The sequence below is a fragment of the Thalassobacillus devorans genome (genome assembly GCF_011761345.1).
In the GTDB taxonomy this organism is placed as follows: Bacteria; Bacillota; Bacilli; order Bacillales; family Halobacillaceae; genus Thalassobacillus; species Thalassobacillus devorans.
Genome location: NZ_JAASRY010000001.1, coordinates 825,590 through 842,854, shown reverse-complemented (window position 1 = coordinate 842,854; position 17,265 = coordinate 825,590). Strand labels below are relative to the sequence as shown.

General features: G+C 42.6%; 21 protein-coding genes. 8 read left to right on the top strand and 13 right to left on the bottom strand.

Annotated elements, in window-relative coordinates; translation table 11 throughout:
- Positions 1-35 precede the first annotated feature (35 nt).
- A complete protein-coding gene (locus FHS45_RS04210; protein ID WP_062445653.1) occupies positions 36-488 on the bottom strand; it encodes a pyridoxamine 5'-phosphate oxidase family protein in 453 nt (150 codons plus the stop codon).
- A gap of 208 nt (positions 489-696) precedes the next feature.
- Here FHS45_RS04210 and FHS45_RS04205 point away from each other — a divergent pair, with 208 nt between their 5' ends.
- Positions 697-900, top strand: coding sequence for a YlaI family protein (locus FHS45_RS04205; RefSeq protein WP_082412044.1), 204 nt, complete (start codon positions 697-699; stop codon positions 898-900).
- A gap of 176 nt (positions 901-1,076) precedes the next feature.
- On the opposite strand, the gene FHS45_RS04200 is transcribed toward FHS45_RS04205, so the two are convergent.
- Both FHS45_RS04200 and FHS45_RS04195 read right to left on the bottom strand, forming a co-directional pair.
- A complete protein-coding gene (locus tag FHS45_RS04200; RefSeq protein WP_062445651.1) occupies positions 1,077-1,361 on the bottom strand; it encodes a hypothetical protein in 285 nt (94 codons plus the stop codon).
- 19 nt (positions 1,362-1,380) lie between these two features.
- Positions 1,381-1,752 carry a YlaH-like family protein gene (locus FHS45_RS04195; RefSeq protein WP_062445649.1) on the bottom strand — a complete coding sequence of 124 codons (372 nt, stop codon included), beginning with the start codon at positions 1,750-1,752 and terminating at the stop codon, positions 1,381-1,383.
- A gap of 153 nt (positions 1,753-1,905) precedes the next feature.
- Here FHS45_RS04195 and FHS45_RS04190 point away from each other — a divergent pair, with 153 nt between their 5' ends.
- Positions 1,906-2,079, top strand: coding sequence for a DUF5325 family protein (locus FHS45_RS04190; protein ID WP_166761358.1), 174 nt, complete (start codon positions 1,906-1,908; stop codon positions 2,077-2,079).
- A gap of 298 nt (positions 2,080-2,377) precedes the next feature.
- On the opposite strand, the gene FHS45_RS04185 is transcribed toward FHS45_RS04190, so the two are convergent.
- Together FHS45_RS04185 and FHS45_RS04180 are read right to left on the bottom strand one after the other, a co-directional pair.
- Entirely contained in the window at positions 2,378-3,184 is an 807-nt protein-coding gene (locus FHS45_RS04185; RefSeq protein WP_062445648.1) for an inositol monophosphatase family protein, read from the bottom strand.
- A gap of 226 nt (positions 3,185-3,410) precedes the next feature.
- Complete coding sequence (locus tag FHS45_RS04180; RefSeq protein ID WP_062445646.1) at positions 3,411-3,599, bottom strand: hypothetical protein; 189 nt, start codon at positions 3,597-3,599, stop codon at positions 3,411-3,413.
- 192 nt (positions 3,600-3,791) lie between these two features.
- Here FHS45_RS04180 and FHS45_RS04175 point away from each other — a divergent pair, with 192 nt between their 5' ends.
- Complete coding sequence (locus FHS45_RS04175) at positions 3,792-4,424, top strand: YktB family protein (protein WP_062445644.1); 633 nt, start codon at positions 3,792-3,794, stop codon at positions 4,422-4,424.
- Positions 4,425-4,521: 97 nt separating this feature from the next.
- On the opposite strand, the gene FHS45_RS04170 is transcribed toward FHS45_RS04175, so the two are convergent.
- Together FHS45_RS04170 and FHS45_RS04165 are read right to left on the bottom strand one after the other, a co-directional pair.
- A complete protein-coding gene (locus tag FHS45_RS04170; protein WP_062445642.1) occupies positions 4,522-4,794 on the bottom strand; it encodes a UPF0223 family protein in 273 nt (90 codons plus the stop codon).
- 18 nt (positions 4,795-4,812) lie between these two features.
- Positions 4,813-5,772: an NAD(P)H-dependent flavin oxidoreductase gene (locus FHS45_RS04165; RefSeq protein WP_062445640.1), complete on the bottom strand. Its 960-nt coding sequence runs from the start codon at positions 5,770-5,772 to the stop codon at positions 4,813-4,815.
- A 142-nt stretch (positions 5,773-5,914) separates the two neighbouring features.
- Between FHS45_RS04165 and FHS45_RS04160 the strand changes: the two genes are divergently transcribed.
- A complete protein-coding gene (locus FHS45_RS04160) occupies positions 5,915-7,384 on the top strand; it encodes an aminotransferase class I/II-fold pyridoxal phosphate-dependent enzyme (protein ID WP_062445638.1) in 1,470 nt (489 codons plus the stop codon).
- An 88-nt stretch (positions 7,385-7,472) separates the two neighbouring features.
- On the opposite strand, the gene FHS45_RS04155 is transcribed toward FHS45_RS04160, so the two are convergent.
- Both FHS45_RS04155 and FHS45_RS04150 read right to left on the bottom strand, forming a co-directional pair.
- Positions 7,473-7,583 (bottom strand): GapA-binding peptide SR1P, encoded by a 111-nt coding sequence (locus tag FHS45_RS04155; RefSeq protein WP_082412043.1) that lies wholly within the window; start codon positions 7,581-7,583, stop codon positions 7,473-7,475.
- 154 nt (positions 7,584-7,737) lie between these two features.
- A complete protein-coding gene (locus FHS45_RS04150; RefSeq protein WP_062445636.1) occupies positions 7,738-8,037 on the bottom strand; it encodes a DUF3055 domain-containing protein in 300 nt (99 codons plus the stop codon).
- Between the two features lie 149 nt (positions 8,038-8,186).
- Between FHS45_RS04150 and FHS45_RS04145 the strand changes: the two genes are divergently transcribed.
- Positions 8,187-8,618, top strand: a complete 432-nt coding sequence (locus FHS45_RS04145; protein ID WP_062445635.1) for a DUF1885 family protein — start codon at positions 8,187-8,189, stop codon at positions 8,616-8,618.
- Between the two features lie 288 nt (positions 8,619-8,906).
- On the opposite strand, the gene FHS45_RS04140 is transcribed toward FHS45_RS04145, so the two are convergent.
- A complete protein-coding gene (locus FHS45_RS04140) occupies positions 8,907-9,758 on the bottom strand; it encodes a polysaccharide deacetylase family protein (protein WP_062445633.1) in 852 nt (283 codons plus the stop codon).
- Positions 9,759-9,910: 152 nt separating this feature from the next.
- On the opposite strand from FHS45_RS04140, the gene FHS45_RS04135 reads away from it, so the two are divergent.
- The 3 genes from FHS45_RS04135 to FHS45_RS04125 all read left to right on the top strand — a co-directional run bounded on the left by FHS45_RS04135 (position 9,911) and on the right by FHS45_RS04125 (position 13,252).
- Positions 9,911-10,996 (top strand): FUSC family protein, encoded by a 1,086-nt coding sequence (locus FHS45_RS04135; RefSeq protein WP_062445632.1) that lies wholly within the window; start codon positions 9,911-9,913, stop codon positions 10,994-10,996.
- A gap of 42 nt (positions 10,997-11,038) precedes the next feature.
- A complete protein-coding gene (locus FHS45_RS04130) occupies positions 11,039-12,568 on the top strand; it encodes a glycine betaine uptake BCCT transporter (protein WP_062445631.1) in 1,530 nt (509 codons plus the stop codon).
- A 321-nt stretch (positions 12,569-12,889) separates the two neighbouring features.
- Positions 12,890-13,252, top strand: a complete 363-nt coding sequence (locus tag FHS45_RS04125; RefSeq protein ID WP_062445629.1) for a hypothetical protein — start codon at positions 12,890-12,892, stop codon at positions 13,250-13,252.
- A gap of 265 nt (positions 13,253-13,517) precedes the next feature.
- Here the strand turns inward: FHS45_RS04125 and lpdA are convergent, their stop codons facing one another.
- The 3 genes from lpdA to FHS45_RS04110 are packed head-to-tail and all read right to left on the bottom strand — an operon-like array spanning position 13,518 to position 17,263.
- Entirely contained in the window at positions 13,518-14,924 is a 1,407-nt protein-coding gene (gene lpdA / locus FHS45_RS04120) for a dihydrolipoyl dehydrogenase (protein WP_062445628.1), read from the bottom strand.
- 3 nt (positions 14,925-14,927) lie between these two features.
- Positions 14,928-16,256: a dihydrolipoamide acetyltransferase family protein gene (locus FHS45_RS04115; RefSeq protein ID WP_062445626.1), complete on the bottom strand. Its 1,329-nt coding sequence runs from the start codon at positions 16,254-16,256 to the stop codon at positions 14,928-14,930.
- 29 nt (positions 16,257-16,285) lie between these two features.
- Positions 16,286-17,263 carry an alpha-ketoacid dehydrogenase subunit beta gene (locus FHS45_RS04110; protein WP_062445624.1) on the bottom strand — a complete coding sequence of 326 codons (978 nt, stop codon included), beginning with the start codon at positions 17,261-17,263 and terminating at the stop codon, positions 16,286-16,288.
- Between the last annotated feature and the right edge of the window lie 2 nt (positions 17,264-17,265).

Here is a 17,265-nt window from a genome sequence, read left to right as displayed (position 1 = left end):
CCGAAAAGTATTTATTTGAAACGGTATTTTTCTGGTTAATCCTTCAAGGAGGTCATGACTTGGCGATCCAGCTTGGCCGCAGCTTTCTCATCATATGTTTTATCATAGTCAGGTCCCTTAGAGATTTTTGCTCCGTAAAACATGACATCTCTTACTTCTTCAATGTCCACTTCAATTTTAGCGAGCTTCAATGGAATTTCTTCCATTCGTTCGGTCAGCACCTTCCCCTCTCCTTTAATGGAATAAGTGGAGTCTGCATCAATTAAAGTCAACACGACTTTGGGGGCGGATTTGATATTCCGGACGATAACCGAACGATTATCAACCGCGAATACAAGGGTCCTTCTGTCTTTGGCATATACCCAGCTGATCGCATTCACCATTGGGGAACGCGTCTCTTCATGATAGGTGGATAACAACATAAATGTTTCTTGTTGCAGCAGTTCGTATTGCTTGTCGTTTAAAGTTTGTTCTACTTGATTCGCCATTCTTATTCCTCCTTTGTGTTTAACCCGGCATTGAGGGATTACTAATAAACCCTCGCTTTAATGCGTCTCTATATACGGTATGTTATACTTTTACTATAAGCTTTCAAGCTAATAGGATGAATTCCTATACGGATAAAAGCTGTCGTGTAAATCAGGCTTCAAATGAGCCTGTATCAGAAAGAGACCAATGATTAACTGAGGTGAAATTATGCGAGTAAAATGTGTCATTTGCGATGATATAAACAATATTGACAGTAATTGTCTACAGGCAAAACGGCTGAGAAACCGGCGCCTCACTACGTACATGTGTCCAAGCTGTCATGAGCGTATAAGTGAAAAAACGAAACAAAGACTGGCAACTGGCGACTTCCGCATCTACAAAGAACGGAAAACAGAGAAATATTTATCCTGATGGCAAAAGCGCAAGCGTCTGCTTATTAATGACGTTCGGCTGGAGCTCGATGATAGCAAAAGGGCTGACCGGAGAGATTCCATACTCTATCTAGGTCAGCCTTTGTTGTGTATGAAGGATGTTTAACGTTGTTAAGTCATCGTGAAGACTTGGCGACAAGCCAAGCTTTTCTTGTTTTAATGATAATTTTTAAATTTATGCGGTTCTTCTTCAATTTGATTAAGGATCAGTTCAATTAATTCTGTCGGAAAACGGAACTTGCGCACTTCTTCCTGTGTCATGCATTCCACTTGGTACATTTCTTCATCCCGGTGAATTTCGATGTCTGTCAGGTGATGATCTTCTTTCAACATTTCGTAAAAAAAGTCGGCTGTTTCATTTGCAGACAGGTCGTCGGGACGTTTATCGGCAACTACTTTAATGGTAAGCCAATTATAAACAGCATCCTGCAGTGAGCGCATTCCTTCACTCTCCTTCTTGTTATCCTTCGTTTCTTCCACTTCGTTCTTTGTGGAGCCGGAGTCGATAAATTCCTAATACGACGGCAGAAGCAAGCAGGCTTTCCGCAATCGGGAGATTTAATCCTAGAATCAGCGTCAGAAAGAAAGTTCCAATAATTAATACAGCATATATAATAATGTTCTGTACTAATGGAAGTTTTCTTGCAAAACCAAGTTTGAACGTAATGATCGCCAGGATGACGACCGTCAAATACAATAAAAAGAAGCCACGGAAAAGCAAGGCTACTTCATTTTCATTATTCATATTCACTTCTGTACCCAGGCCCTGGAAGAAGAAATCTGCTATCGGCCACAAATCATTGGGTACATTTAAAACATTTTCCTCGTTCATGATGTTCCCCCTTGTTCTCTCTTGTCTCCATCATACTAAACAAATGCAGATGGCGCTAGAAGAAATTATCAGAGTTCCTCTATCAATTCGACCATTTTCAACAAACGTTTTGTCAGATATACTGAAAGAGTACATAAAAAAGAGGTGAAAGTAATGGGAAAAATCGATTGGAAAAGGATGTTTACCGCTTTTTTGGCCATCCTTTGCTTCGTATTTGTAGGATTTGCCTTAGGCATGAAAAACTTCTGGCTGGCCGGACTGTTTCTTTTGCTTGGCTTTGGGGTTATGGGATTTGGCATAGCTGCTAAACGTAAAAAACGATCGTGACTACTGGGTCACGATCGTTTTTTAGTACTAGTCTAGGAAATTATTAAATTTTCTTTTTGTAGATAACTTTAAGTAGTAGGTTACATCCAGCTCCAGCGCCTACCCCCTCGAGGTCTTAAGTCAACCCTCTCTGTGATTAGAAAAAATTGGCTTATCGCCAATGGTTTATGGCGAAAGCCTTAGTTTTACTTATACTTTAAACCTTTTTAAACTTAATTGGTCTAAAAGTACAAAAAACGTCACGGCGAGGCTTGCCTTAAGCTTGTCGGGGGTGAGCAAGGCGCTTGCGCTTTTGTACTTATTTCTTTAATTCAATATATTCACTGACAATTTCGTTGTGGATGTCCTTATGGGACGTCAGGATGGAGTTTTTCTCTAGCATATTGACCGGCTCTCCATCAGCCTGGGTGGTAATTCCTCCGGCTTCTTCAACGATGACAATTCCAGCCGCTATATCCCACGGCATCAGACTCATCGTCAAATAACCATCAATAATACCTTCTGCCACGTAAGCAAATTCCAGTGCAGCTGAACCAAAGGAACGTGTCCCTCTTACTTTTTCAACAAGTCGGTGAATTCCTTCTTCACTTACCCGTTTATTGCGTAACGCCCAGAACGAGTTGATACATAAAATCGAACTTTCCAATGATTGAGGCTTACTCAGAGAGTCCAGTCGTTTTCCATTCTTATACGCACCTTCTCCTTGAATCCCTGTATAAAGGACATCAGCCATGACATCATAAATGATTCCAAATTCTCCTACTCCATCTTGATAAACCCCGACTGATATGGCGAAGTTCCGCTTTTGATGGACGAAATTCATGGTACCGTCGATGGGGTCGACGATCCATACGGTGCCATCAAGTGTCTTTATTTCATCCCCGAAGCCTTCTTCCCCAAACAGCTTATGATCCGGGTAAGTGGAGTTTATTTTCTCAACAAAAAATTTTTCTGTTTCTTTGTCTAATTCTGTCACAAGATCATTGGGACCTGCTTTGGTTTCCACTTTAAATGGCTGCTCCATCTGTTGACGAATTTTTTCCCCTGCTTCGAGTACCCATGACCTCGCTTGTTCGAATAGTTGTTGCTTTGTTTGTGTTTCCATGACAAGAACCCCTTTAACGTTTTAGCGTAGAAATACTGTATGATTAGCCTAACAAATATCTACCATATAATACACTTATTTCTTTTTTCCTTATAAATTAGAGAAAACTTGGCTTGTCGCCAAGTACTTATAGCGAAAGCCTCAGTATTTTATTATACTTTAATCCTTTACCAAAGTTAAACTTTCTTAAAAGTACAAAAAAAGAGCAACTAATCAGCTGCCCTGTTTATGTCATCCATTGAAGTAGCTCGGAACGCAGTTCATTCAATCGTTGCTTGCTCCTGGCTATTTGCTCTTCATCCTCCCCCATCATCGCATCATATAAGGTCATCAGTTCATAATCTATTTCCAGACGGATGACAGGAAGTTTCTCTTCAGCTTCTCTTTGCCACAACGCTTCCATAACACGCTTCATTATTTTCCCTCCCTTTGTCGAAACCCTCTTTTGTCTATTTATATGAGCAGTTTGCTTATTCGGTATGTGTTTTTATTTACTTTTATTTAACCAATCTAACCGGGTTTCAAACCAATAGAACGTATTATTTAGCAGTTTGGCTATACTATGGTAAACTTTCAATTAGCAAAATTGTTTAGGAGTTGATGGTACATGGAGCGTTTTAACGGGTTTACCGATAAGGACTTTGATGTATTCACGATACCTGGTCTAGAGGAACGAATGGAAGTGCTCCGGTCACAAGTATCACCGAAGCTCGAAGCGATTGCCGCTGAGCTCGCACCGGATGTAACGGCGCTGACCGGGGACGAGATGTTTGTGCACGTTGCTAAGCATGCCCGCCGCACGAAGAATCCACCGGAAGATACATGGGCAGCGCTTGCTAACAATAATCGCGGGTATAAAAAACTTCCTCATTTCCAAATCGGATTATGGGAAACGCATGTATTTGTCTGGTTCGCAGTTATTTACGAAAGTCCCGTAAAACAGGACTTCGCTAAAGCAATCAAGAAAGAAGACAACCAAATTCGAAAAGAAATACCAGAAGACTTTGTATGGTCGATCGATCACACGAAGCCGGATGCCCTTCCTCAAAAAGAACTGACGGATGAAAAGTTCAGTGAGATGGTGGATCGGCTGGAAAATGTCAAGAAGGCTGAGCTCCTTTGTGGTCTTAATATAGATCGTAACGATCCAATTTTGAAAGATGCTGATAAGTTTCTAGCCCGCTGCAAGGCTACATTCGAAACACTCGAACCTCTTTACCGCATGGCAAAACAAGCTTGATCACATGCCCATGCAGAGTTGATCAGGGAGATAAGCGACTCGCTTTTATTTAAAAAAGTCTGACCTAAGCCAAATTGGCAAAGGGTCAGACTTTTTATTATGACATGCTTACTTTATCGCCGTTTTCCATTTCTCTTGCTTTTTTCACGGTCCGGTAGCAGGAGTATCCGGATTCTTTCTCGAACTTTCCGCATAATTGCTTTTCTTCACTTTTGGAAGGAACAATTTGTTTGAAGCGAGTATAGGCGAGCATCAGCTCATCCCTTTTCACACTTTTCTCATATGCCTGTTCTACTAATGAATAAAAATTGACGACATCGATAATTTCCTTTTTGGACCATGTTTCATCGATAGGATAGGTATAATTCATACTGGAATCCCCTTTCTTCTATGTGCTCCATTTCTTACGGATATGTTCCGCTTCATTGATCATGTTATCTATTAAAGTTTTTACTGTAGGAACATCCTTTATTCTTCCCGCAACCTGTCCTGCCCAGGCGAAACCTTCTTCAACTTCTCCCTGATATATATATCGTTTATTAGCTTCTCCGCTGATATAGTTCTTCAAACCTTCGTAACCCTGGTTCGTCGCTTCCAGGGTAAGAATTTCATCTGTCCATTTATTTTTCAGCGCACGTGCCGGTGCTTTCAGGGAACGTTTGATCACGGTGGTACTCATTTCATCCGCATCTACTAAGGCCTTTTTGTAACTTTCATGAGCATGGACACATTCTTTCGTAGCAATGAATCGAGTTCCCATTTCGATGCCTTCCGATCCAAGACTAAGCGCAGCCATCAATCCTCTTCCGTCTCCGATACCGCCGGAAGCGATGACAGGAATGGATACGGAGTCTACTACCTGAGGAGTGAGGACAAAGGTACCGATATCATCGCGGCCGATGTGTCCCCCTCCTTCCTGGCCAACAACCATTACAGCATCGGCACCAAGTTGTTCCGCTTTTTCTGCCTGTCTTCTGGCGGCTACCAGGACCAGTTTTTTAATATTGGTTCCTTCTACCATTTCTAGGACAGGTTTGGGGTTGCCGCCTGTGACAGAAATGACAGGAACATTCTCTTTCACAGCAACTTCCACCATATGTTCGAACGGCCGGCCATGTTGACCAATAGCAAAGTTGACGCCAAATGGCTTATCGGTCATCGTCCTGACACGTTTGATTTCTTCTTTTAATTGCTCAGGGCCATCCATACTCATGGCCGTAATCTGGCCAAGCCCTCCTGCTTCCGAAACGGCCGCAGCAAGTTCGGAATAAGCAAGGTGAGCCAGGCCACCCTGGATAATCGGATATGTAATACCTAAGAGCTTCGTTACTTTCGTTTCCCAATTCATTTTCCAGCCTCCTTTTTTTCATTCTATCATGACTGGGTTACAAGGCATCAACTAATAACCACGATTAAAAAAAGCTAGCCACAAGGCCTGCCATCTGCTATAATTCATTTGTTTTATATGATTACATGAAGAGGTGTATCAATTGTCTCAAGACAAAACTCCATTATTCGCGGGTCTCATTGCTCATGCAGAGAAGGATCCGATTCAATTTCATATACCAGGTCACAAAAAAGGCAAAGGCATGGATGAAGAATTTCGTGCATTCATCGGGGAAAATGCTTTATCTATCGATATGATCAATATCGAACCGCTGGATGACCTTCATCATCCGCAGGGAATTATCAAAGAGGCACAGGATTTGGCTGCAGAAGCATTTGGTGCGGACTATACGTTTTTTTCCGTCCAGGGTACAAGTGGAGCCATCATGACAATGGTCATGAGCGTCTGCCAGCCAGGCGACAAAATCATCGTCCCCCGGAATGTTCATAAGTCCGTAACTTCTGCGATCATTTTTTCAGGGGCGACACCGATTTTCATTCATCCAGAGCTTGATGATCAGCTAGGTATTTCTCATGGGATTACGCCAGAAGCAGTAAACCGGGCGCTGAATGCTCATCCGGATGCCAAAGGAGTACTCGTTATTAATCCGACCTACTTCGGGATAGCGGCTGACTTAAAGAAGATCGTTGAAGTAGCTCATGATTTTCATGTGCCTGTACTTGTCGATGAAGCCCACGGCGTCCACATCCATTTCCATGAGCACCTTCCTCTTTCAGCCATGCAGGCAGGGGCTGACCTTGCTGCTACCAGTGTCCATAAACTGGGCGGCTCTATGACCCAAAGCTCTGTATTGAACTTGAGAGAGGGGCTGGTGTCTCATGAACGAGTGCAGGCCGTTTTATCGATGCTAACCACCACCTCCACTTCCTACGTGCTTCTGGCATCGCTGGATACGGCACGAAGACAGCTGGCCATCAAGGGAAAAGAAATGCTCGAGCGCACGATCACCTTAGCACAAGAAACACGTTTGGCAATCAATGAAATACCAGGCCTATATTGTGTCGGCAAAGAAATATTAGGCAGTGATGCCACTTATGATTATGACCCGACCAAGCTGATCATCTCGGTAAAAGAACTAGGCATGACAGGCTATGATGTAGAGGTTTGGCTGAGGGAGCACTACCGGATTGAAGTAGAGTTATCAGACTTATATAATATCCTCTGTCTGGTAACACCGGGAGATACACGGGAAGAAACGGAAAGCCTTACCCAAGCGTTGAAAGAACTTGCTGCCTTACAAACCGAACGCGCGGCAAAACAACCTGTTAAAGTAAAGGTTCCGGAAATTCCGCTGCTCGCCTTATCACCAAGGGAAGCTTTTTATTCCGAAACAGAAGTTGTACCTTTAGATGAAGGCATTGGAAGAATCAGTGCCGAGTCTTTGATGATTTACCCTCCGGGAATTCCTATTTTCATTCCCGGTGAAATTATAACAGCCGATAATGTAGCCTATATCCGGGATAATCTCGATGCCGGCCTTCCAGTCCAAGGGCCTGAGGATGAAACGCTGGCAACCATCCGTGTCATAAAAGAACATCGCGCTTTCAAATAATGAGACATACTTTTTTCATTATGTAGCCCTTAAAAAAATTAAACCCCACCGGAATGGCCGGTGGGGTTTTCGTATGTGCATATAATGACTATTTCTTTTTCGGGTTGCACGACGGACAAGTACTATAAAGAGTGGAAACCTTCTCATCTTCATAATGCTCAATGATCTTCTGGCAATCTTGACATACAATTGTACCCATCTGAATATCCAGCTCCTTTACAAGTAATTTGTAATCGTTTTCAGGTTATGGTCTTATTTTAATATGACACATTTAAAAAATCAAGCCCAAAAAGTATGTCACATTTATTTTTTTCTTTCCCAATAAAGATATCCTGTAAACGAGCTGACTGAATTTATTCGTAAGAGGCTTCCATCAACTCTGCCGGAGGAACTACATCGTTTAGAAAATCAGCGAGATCCATCGCAACCATTTTATCCGGCAGGCGGAATTTTTTTTGCAGAAAATCCAGATCCTTTACATCCGAACTGTCGAGCAACGAAGATTGGCCGGATTGCATACATACAACGAGGGGCTTTCCGAAAAATTGACTGGTGTACACAATACCAAAGTCATACCTTCCTTCTTTCGTAGTGAATCCCACAAACCTTACATTAGACTGCTCCATTTCATCATACAATTTTTCCATATACATATGTTTCCCTCCTTAATATATTAAGCCTGATTGGCTTTTTGGTAGAAATAGATGCCAGATTTTATTCAGGAAACGTGACAAATGTTATTGAGCTACCTTTATGGGAAGTGCTAACATAAGATTAGAAACCTATGACAGGAGTTGGAAAAATGGGTAAAAGTGCATTCATTCATTTAGTAGAAGAAAGTGTCCAACAAACGATTTCTTTGAAAGAGGTACATGATTTACTCAACTATTATCAGGAAATCACTTCAAAAACCGGAGAACAGCTCGATTGGAGTTACAACAGCCACGCTTTTCCTTACTTAGTGACGGAGAAAAACGACGATAATGGCAACTATCTGCATTTAAGGGGAACGGATCCAAATTATCAACATTTACTGGTTGGAGTAGGAAGTACAAAAGGATCGACAGACGACCAGGAACAATTTTTTATTCAAATAACCCTGCCTGAAGCCTCTACACATGGAGATAAAAACAAAGGGAATGAGCTTGCAAAATTCTTTGCGAAGAAATTAGAAGGAAAGTTACATTTATTCAACGATCGTATTATGTATTATTATAAACGAAAACTATCGTAAATAGAATAAAAATGCATTAGGGTGTATTGCTTTTTATTTAAATATGGTGACCGGCCATTTAAGGAGCGGCCAGTTTAGGGGGAGAGGGACTTTTATTTCGTATAAGAGACAATGGATAAATAAAAGAGACAACTACGTTATAAGTGAGCATGTATACAGTGGATGAGAGACAATTTTCCGATTATGAGCGAAAAATTTAAAATTAAACGAGACAAATTCTCAAAAAAGAGAGACTCTCTCCTCTTTAATGAGACAAAACACCACCCCGCAAAAGGGTGGTGTTTTATATTATGGCCGCTTGATCAAAAGCGGGTCCAGTATTTCAAAACCTTTTTCTTCTAGGCCTAGGACAATGTCTTCGAGACCCTCTGCTGTCCATTCACGATCATGCATAAGCAGGTTGGCGCCGTCAGCTAACAAAGGAGATTCAACCATAATGTCGGCAATAGCCGATGCAGTCTGGTAATCCTGTTCCCAATCATAGCCATATGTCCAATTCATCAATAGCATACCTTCTTCTTCCACTAACTGTTTGGAGTAATCGGTATTCTGTCCGAATGGCGCCCGGAAAAATTCTGGACGCTCGCCGATGACCTCTTCGACACGATCATTTAACCCGACTATTTCTTCATACTGTTCCTCTTCTGTCAAACTTGGCAAAGAAGCATGGTTGAAGGTATGGTTACCGATGGCAAAGCCCATTTCATAAATTTGCTTCAGCTTCTCCTCTTCTTCCGGTGTGTCAAGAAAATGGCCATTTACAAAGAATATGGCAGGAGCATCAAGTTCTTTCAACGTTTTCGCCATGTCTACACTAAATTTATCAGGCGCATCATCGATCGTGACGAGTGCCACCTTTTCATTCGCCTGGTCATCGATCGGCTGTACAGCCCAATTTCCAGACAACTCATATAATGGTTCACTCACTTGCTGAACGGCCTCTTCTTCCACTAGTTCATTTCCGTTCTCTTCTTCTCCTTCAGCAGCAGACTCCTCTTCCACTTCTGAATTTTCCTCTGATTTAGCTGTATCGTCTTTTTCTTCTGCATTAATAGAATCTTGTTCTGCCTCTGCATCTTTTTCCATACTGCATGCCCCTAGCACCATAACCAGCAGCAGCAGCAACAAACCTTTTCTCATGTAATAATGACCCCCAGATGTTATTTTTTTCTATGTATTTCCAACAATTTCATTATACCTGATTTTTTGTAGTTTTTACTATGGTTTCTTTTTAATTTATACTATAATAAGAAATCGTGGCTGGAGCCTAAAGAAATGTAGGGTGGTTCTATATGATGGAACGTCTACGGCAATTCAAACTTTTTGGAAGCAGGACACTAAAAACCGGTATTTCCGTATTTATAACCGCACTGATCTGCGGTTATTTTGGTTGGCCGGTTATTTTTGCGGTCATTACAGCGATTGTCACAATTGAGCATACTGCAGCAGATTCCATCCGGAAGGCAGCGATAAGGTTTCCCGCCTCAGCAATAGGTGCATTACTTGCTACTACCTTATATGGGGTATTCGGAAAAGGAGCACTCACCTATGCATTGGTAGCTATGCTTACCATCGCTGTGTGCCATAAGCTGAAACTTCAGGACGGAATACTGGTAGCTACGATTACGGCAACTGCTATGATCCCTGATTTCCAGGAAAATTACATTGTTTCGTTCTTCATAAGATTGGGTACTACATCTATTGGTATAGTAGTTTCTTCCCTAGTCAACTTTTTTTTGCTGCCGCCGAATTATTTTACGAGTATTCACCGCAGTATCGACCGGCTGTATGGCCAAGCAGCTGACTTGCTGGAATTGATATTAAATGAAGTGATTGGAGAGCGTCATGCAAAGAAGGGCCTTATTAACAGAAGGTATCAAGAGCTTACAAAACATATTGAACAGACCCACCAGCTCTCGCAATATCAAAGGGAAGAATGGTCCTATCATAAGCACACCAATTTCGATATGCGTGCATTTCAATTTGCTCAAAAAAAGCTGGACTTATTGCAGCAGATCATTTATCACTTGGGAAATTTGCAGTATATCCAGACAGATGCAACGGATTTCAATCACCGTGAAAAACATCTGATCGGAAGAATGATTCCTTCATTTGTGGCAATATTAAGAGCACCTAAGCAAGAAATTCCAGAAGAGCATTTCAAGCAAATCGAGGAACTAGATCATGTGTTTTGGGATTGGAAACAAGAACATATCGAACACGAATCAAGATACCGTCACCATTTACCGCCGCAGACGGTATTGCTGTATGAATTACTTTGTTTGCATGACGTAATGGAAGAGTTGAAGGAACTCTCCACTTCCAAACACGCAGCTATTTATTATCAATATGTAAAAAAGCAGCAAGGGATGAGTTGATGACTTCAATCAGTAGTAATTTCTTACGAAAGGATGATGAGATTGAAACAGGTTACAAAGGTTTTTTATATTTCGGTTGTTATCGCCTTCCTATTCATCTTATGGGGAATCATACCGGAATCAATATTACCAACCTGGAACCTTAGCAACATTACAACGAACATTCAAGGTTTTCTAACGGAGAAATTCGGATGGTTTTATTTACTTTCTGCAACAGGTTTTCTGGCATTTGCTATCTTTTTAATCTTTTCCCGATATGGAAAAATTAAATTGGGAAAGCCGGATGATGAACCAGAGTATCCTTACATTACCTGGTTTGCCATGTTATTCAGTGCTGGAATGGGTATTGGACTTGTTTTCTGGGGGGCTGCTGAACCGCTATCCCATTTCCATACACCACCTACTGCTGACCCACAGACTCAGGAATCGGCACGGGAAGCGATGCGCTACAGCTTTTTCCACTGGGGACTGCACCCATGGGCAATCTACGCCGTAATTGCATTGGCTCTGGCTTATTTCAAGTTCCGTAAAAACGCCCCAGGGGTTATAAGTGCAGCACTAATTCCATTGCTTGGGGAGGAACGAGTAAAGGGACCAATTGGGACTACTGTGGATACAATTGCTGTCTTCGCAACCATTTTCGGGGTGGCAACGTCGCTTGGTCTTGGGGCCTTGCAGATATCGAGTGGTCTCGCTTATTTAGTCCCAGGGTTAAGTGATAATTTCACCCTTCAGCTATCTATTATTGCTGTTGTGACCGTCTTGTTCATGATTTCTGCCATGACAGGTTTGAATAAAGGTATCAAATATTTGAGTAATACAAATATTGTATTGGCCCTATTGTTAATGTTCTTCCTGCTATTTGCAGGTCCTACAAACTTTATCATGGATTACTTTACAACCACGTTCGGCTCTTATATTTCCAACCTTCCGCAGATGAGCTTGCGTATGACTCCGTTCTCGGAAGAAAGTAATTCCTGGATTCAAGGGTGGACAATCTTCTACTGGGCATGGTGGATTTCCTGGGCACCATTCGTCGGTACGTTTATTGCCCGTGTTTCTCGTGGTCGTACGATTCGCGAATTTATACTTGGGGTTCTTTTAGTACCGACTATTTTCGGTGGTCTATGGTTCTCCGTGTTCGGTGGTACCACCATTCACCTTGAATTCTTCCAGGGCATGGATATTCAGTCCGCGGTGGATGAACTAGGGACAGAAGTTGCCCTATTTGCAATGTTAGAAAATATCCCGCTTGGCATGGTGATGTCAATCATCGGACTGACCTTGATCAGTACGTTCTTTGTCACATCGGCTGACTCAGCAACCTTTGTGCTTGGAATGCAGACGACAGGAGGCAGCTTGAACCCACGTAACCAGGTTAAGTTTACATGGGGGCTTATACAGGCTGGCGCAGCAGCTGTCCTTCTATGGCAGGGAGGCTTAGAAGCTCTACAGACGGCAGCCATCATAGCCGCCTTCCCATTCACGTTTATCATGATCATGCTCTGCTTCTCGTTAGTACGAACGTTTGCTGAAGAGGATAAAAAAATAGGATTAAAAGGGAAAAAATAATTGAGCTGTTACAGTTTAAGAAAAGGCGAGTATAGAACCTTATCGGTTTTATACTCGCCTTTTAGCTTTCTTGTTTTGTCAAATTAAAGCTCCCTTTACTTGAAGACTCAGTATCGAGATAGTTGTGTCCGTTATCGAAAGGTAAGGGATGGGATGTTAAAAAGCGCTTATCGTTGTGCCTTTATTACAATTTGACAATGCGATTAAACAACACTTCGATGGGTTTTCACTTCCATGACATTTCGATAACATTCGCTTTTTTTCGTATCTTCTCTGATAAAATGTAACCAGTTTCTACGATAGAAAGAGAGTGGTATTGCATTGACTAAACTACTTCTGCCAGTCGGTTTGATTTTCATCATGATTTCAGGGTGCTTCCCTGAACAGAAAAAAATAGAAGTCATCAGCGCCAATTCGAATGGATATGAAGTTCAATTATTGACCGAGGAAGAGGATAAAGACATCGACAAAGCATATATGGATGCCTTTCTTTCTTTTAAAAATCAACATAAACAGCAGCCACTTGAATTTTTCAAAAGTACAGCATCGTTATATCAAGTGGAGGAACACATTAACAAGCTGCCCGCCTTTCTAATCAGAAAAGAAGAAAAAACGGTAGCTACCATTACCGGTGAACGGAAAAGTGAGGAAATCGTCGAGCAGCTAATGGAAATCATAAAATAATTTAAACTTCAATTATAATAAATGGAGCTGTCTTTGCGTTTGCAGCCGACATGCTCCACCCCTTTCTGAATTCTGTTCTTCTCTTATAGAAGTACTGCTGCCTTTCTCCTACAGTATTTTACATATAGAGTAGCTTAGGTTATCGCCAGGTACTCTATGGCGAAAGCCTAAGTGTTTCTTATACTTTATTCCTTTAACAAGGTTAAATTATCTTCAAAGTAAAAAATCCTGAACCAATGAGGTTCAGGATTTTTTGAATGCTTTATTATTTGATGTGAATTGGAGTTCCTAGTGCTACTTCGGCTGCTTCCATGCTGATTTCCCCTAGGGAAGGATGAGCATGGATAGTTAGTGCAAGGTCTTCCGCAGTCATACCAGTTTCAATTGCCAGTCCTAGTTCAGCAATAACATCACTGGCATTGGCTCCGGCAACTTGTGCACCGATAACCAGGCCATCATCTTGACGCGTAACCAATTTAACGAAACCGTCTGTTTCATTTAAGGACAACGCACGGCCGTTTGCCGCAAATGGGAACTTGGATGCTTTCACCTCATACCCAGCTTCTTTCGCATCTTTTTCGGTATAGCCGACAGATGCAAGTTCCGGATCAGAGAAGACAACCATCGGGATGCCCAGATAATCGATTTCTGATTTCTCACCTGCGATAACTTCTGCAGCGATTTTACCTTCATAAGAAGCTTTGTGCGCAAGTGGAGGACCTTCGACAATGTCACCGATCGCAAAGATGTTATCTACACTTGTACGGCATTGTTTATCGATTTTAATAAGTCCCTTGTCTGACATTTCGACGCCAACTTGCTCCAGGCCGATTTCATCTGTGTTAGGCTTACGTCCAACTGTAACAAGCAGGTAGTCTGCTTCGATCGTTTTCTCTTCGCCTTTCACTTCATACGTGACTTTTACGCCATCTTTTGTTTCTTCAACGCCTTGAGCCATCGCATTCGTTACAACTTCAACGCCTTTCTTCTTTAGGCGCTTCTTGACAAGTTGTGTCATCTGCTTCTCGAAGCCGCCAAGGATATCTTTGGTACCTTCAAGAATTGTAACTTCAGTATCGAAATCAGCATAGGCAGTACCAAGCTCAGTTCCGATGTATCCGCCGCCGATGACAACCATCTTCTTAGGGATTTCTTTCAGGTTCAAGGCACCTGTAGAATCCAGGACACGGTCGGAATATTTGAAGTTTGGCAGTTCGATCGGGCTGGAACCTGTCGCGATGATGCAATTCTTGAACGTGTACGTTTGAGAATTTTTATCATCCATGACACGAACAGTGTTTTTATCGACAAAGTAAACTTCGCCTTTGACGATATCCACGCTATTTCCTTTTAATAACCCTTCTACACCGCCAGTAAGTTTATCAACGACTTTTCCTTTCCATTCTTGTACTTTGGAAAAATCGACTGTAGTGTTTTCGGACTGGATGCCCATTTCGTCGGCACCTTTTGCATGTGCATAACGGTGGCCGGCCTGGATTAGTGCTTTAGAAGGGATACACCCTACGTTCAGACAGACACCACCAAGTGTTCCTTTGTCTACGATTGTTACCTTTTGACCAGTTTGTGCGGCACGGATGGCAGCTACATAGCCGCCAGGACCCGCACCTACTACTAACGTGTCTAGTTCAATTGGGAAATCTCCTACTACCATACTTTACGCCTCCATCATAATAAGTTGTGGATCGTTCAGTAAACGCTTGATGTGGTTCATTGCATGCTGAGCTGTAGCACCATCGATAATACGATGGTCAAAGCTCAAGGATACAGCAAGAACTGGAGCGACTACGATTTCACCATCGCGTACAACGGCTTTTTCGCCGATGCGGCCGATTCCAAGAATCGCTACTTCCGGATGATTGATGACCGGAGTGAACCATTGGCCGCCAGCAGAACCGATATTGGTGATTGTAGTAGAACCGCCCTTCATTTCTTCAGATGACAGTTTACCGTCACGAGCTTTCACAGCAAGTTCATTGATTTCACTTGAGATAGTAAAAATGGATTTGCGGTCAGCATCTTTTACAACTGGTACAAGCAATCCTTTGTCAGTATCTGCTGCGATACCAATATTATAGTAGTGTTTCTGAATAATTTCATCCGTTTCGTCATCAACTTGTGTATTTAGTGCTGGATATTTTCTCAACGCAGACACAAGAGCTTTGACGACATAAGGAAGATACGTCAATTTGATATCCTGCTCCGCAGCAACTGCTTTGAACTTCTTACGGTGAGCGACAAGCTCGGTGACATCTACTTCGTCCATCAACGTAACATGCGGAGCTGTGTGCTTGGAGTTGACCATCGCTTTAGCGATAGCTTTACGGATACCACTCATTTTCTCACGAGTTTCTGGATATTGACCTTCCAGTACAGGCTGTTGTTTTTCGCCAGATGCAGCAGCTTGCTGTTCTTGTGCTTCTTCTTTCGCTTCGCCTGCTTCTGCCTGTGGCTGCTGATCGCCGCTCAAGTATGCATCAACATCTTCTTTGGTCACACGACCATTTTTGCCAGTGCCTTGGACTTTGCGGATATCGACATCGTTGTCACGGGCATGTTTGCGGACAGATGGCATCGCGATGACACGCTTATCTTCATCTACTTCTTCATCGTCTGCAGCAGGAGCATCTTCTTTAGCTGCGCCTTTGTCTTCGGCAGCAGGCTCTTCTGATTTTGCTTCTTCTTTTGGAGCTTCTTCCTTTGGAGCTTCTTCTTGCTTGTCTTCTCCGCTGTCGTCAGACTCATACCCTTCAGCATCAAATGTGATGATTGTTGTACCAACTGTGGTGGTAGAACCTTCTTCTACTAATACCTCTTTGACAGTACCTTCGACAGGAGATGGGATTTCTACGACAGCTTTATCGTTTTGCACTTCGCAAAGAACATCGTCTTCTTTTACTTCGTCACCGGCTTTGACAAACCATTTTACAATTTCACCTTCATGGATGCCTTCACCGATGTCCGGTAGTTTAAATTCGAAAGCCACGATTATTGCCTCCCTTTTCTAGGTTTCAATTAAAAGTTCATTACTTGATTAACTTTCTCTACAACGTCATTATGGTTTGGTAGCCATACCGTTTCTGCCTGAGAGAAAGGATATACCGTATCTGGAGCAGTAACACGTAGTACTGGTGCTTCCAGATGCAGAATCGCTTTTTCTTGAATCTCTGAAACCACGTTAGCAGCTACACCAGCCACTTTTTGCGCTTCTTGTAACACAACAGCACGATTTGTCTTCTTCACAGACTCCATAATCGTTTCATAGTCAATTGGAGCTACCGTACGTAAGTCGATAATCTCTGCTGAAATGCCGTTCTCTTCTAATTCATCGGCTGCTTTCAATGCAGTATGGACCATCGCACCGTAAGCAATCAATGTAACGTCCTTTCCTTCCCGTTTCACTTCCGCTTTTCCAAGATCAATCGTATACTCCTCTTCCGGTACCTCTTCACGGAAGGAGCGGTAAAGCTTCATATGCTCAAGGAAAATAACCGGATCGTTGTCACGGATAGATTGAATCAACAATCCCTTTGCATCATATGGATTGGAAGGAATGACTACTTTCAGACCAGGCTGCTGGGCCATCAAGCCTTCCAGGCTGTCCGCATGAAGTTCAGGTGTGTGTACACCGCCGCCAAACGGGGAACGAACAGTGATAGGCATTGTACGGGTACCACCAGAACGGTAGCGGTAACGAGCCATTTGTCCACTTATTGCATCCATGGTTTCAAACACGAAACCGAAGAACTGGATTTCAGGAACTGGACGGAACCCTTGCAGGGCAAGACCAATTGACATACCGCCGATTCCGGATTCTGCTAACGGTGTATCGAATACGCGCTCTTCACCGAATTCTTTTTGTAAGCCTTCAGTTGCACGGAAAACTCCGCCGTTTTGGCCGACGTCTTCACCGAAGACAAGCACATTTTCGTCATTTTTTAATTCTGTGCGCATCGCATCAGTGATGGCTTGGATCATTGTCATTTGTGCCATGA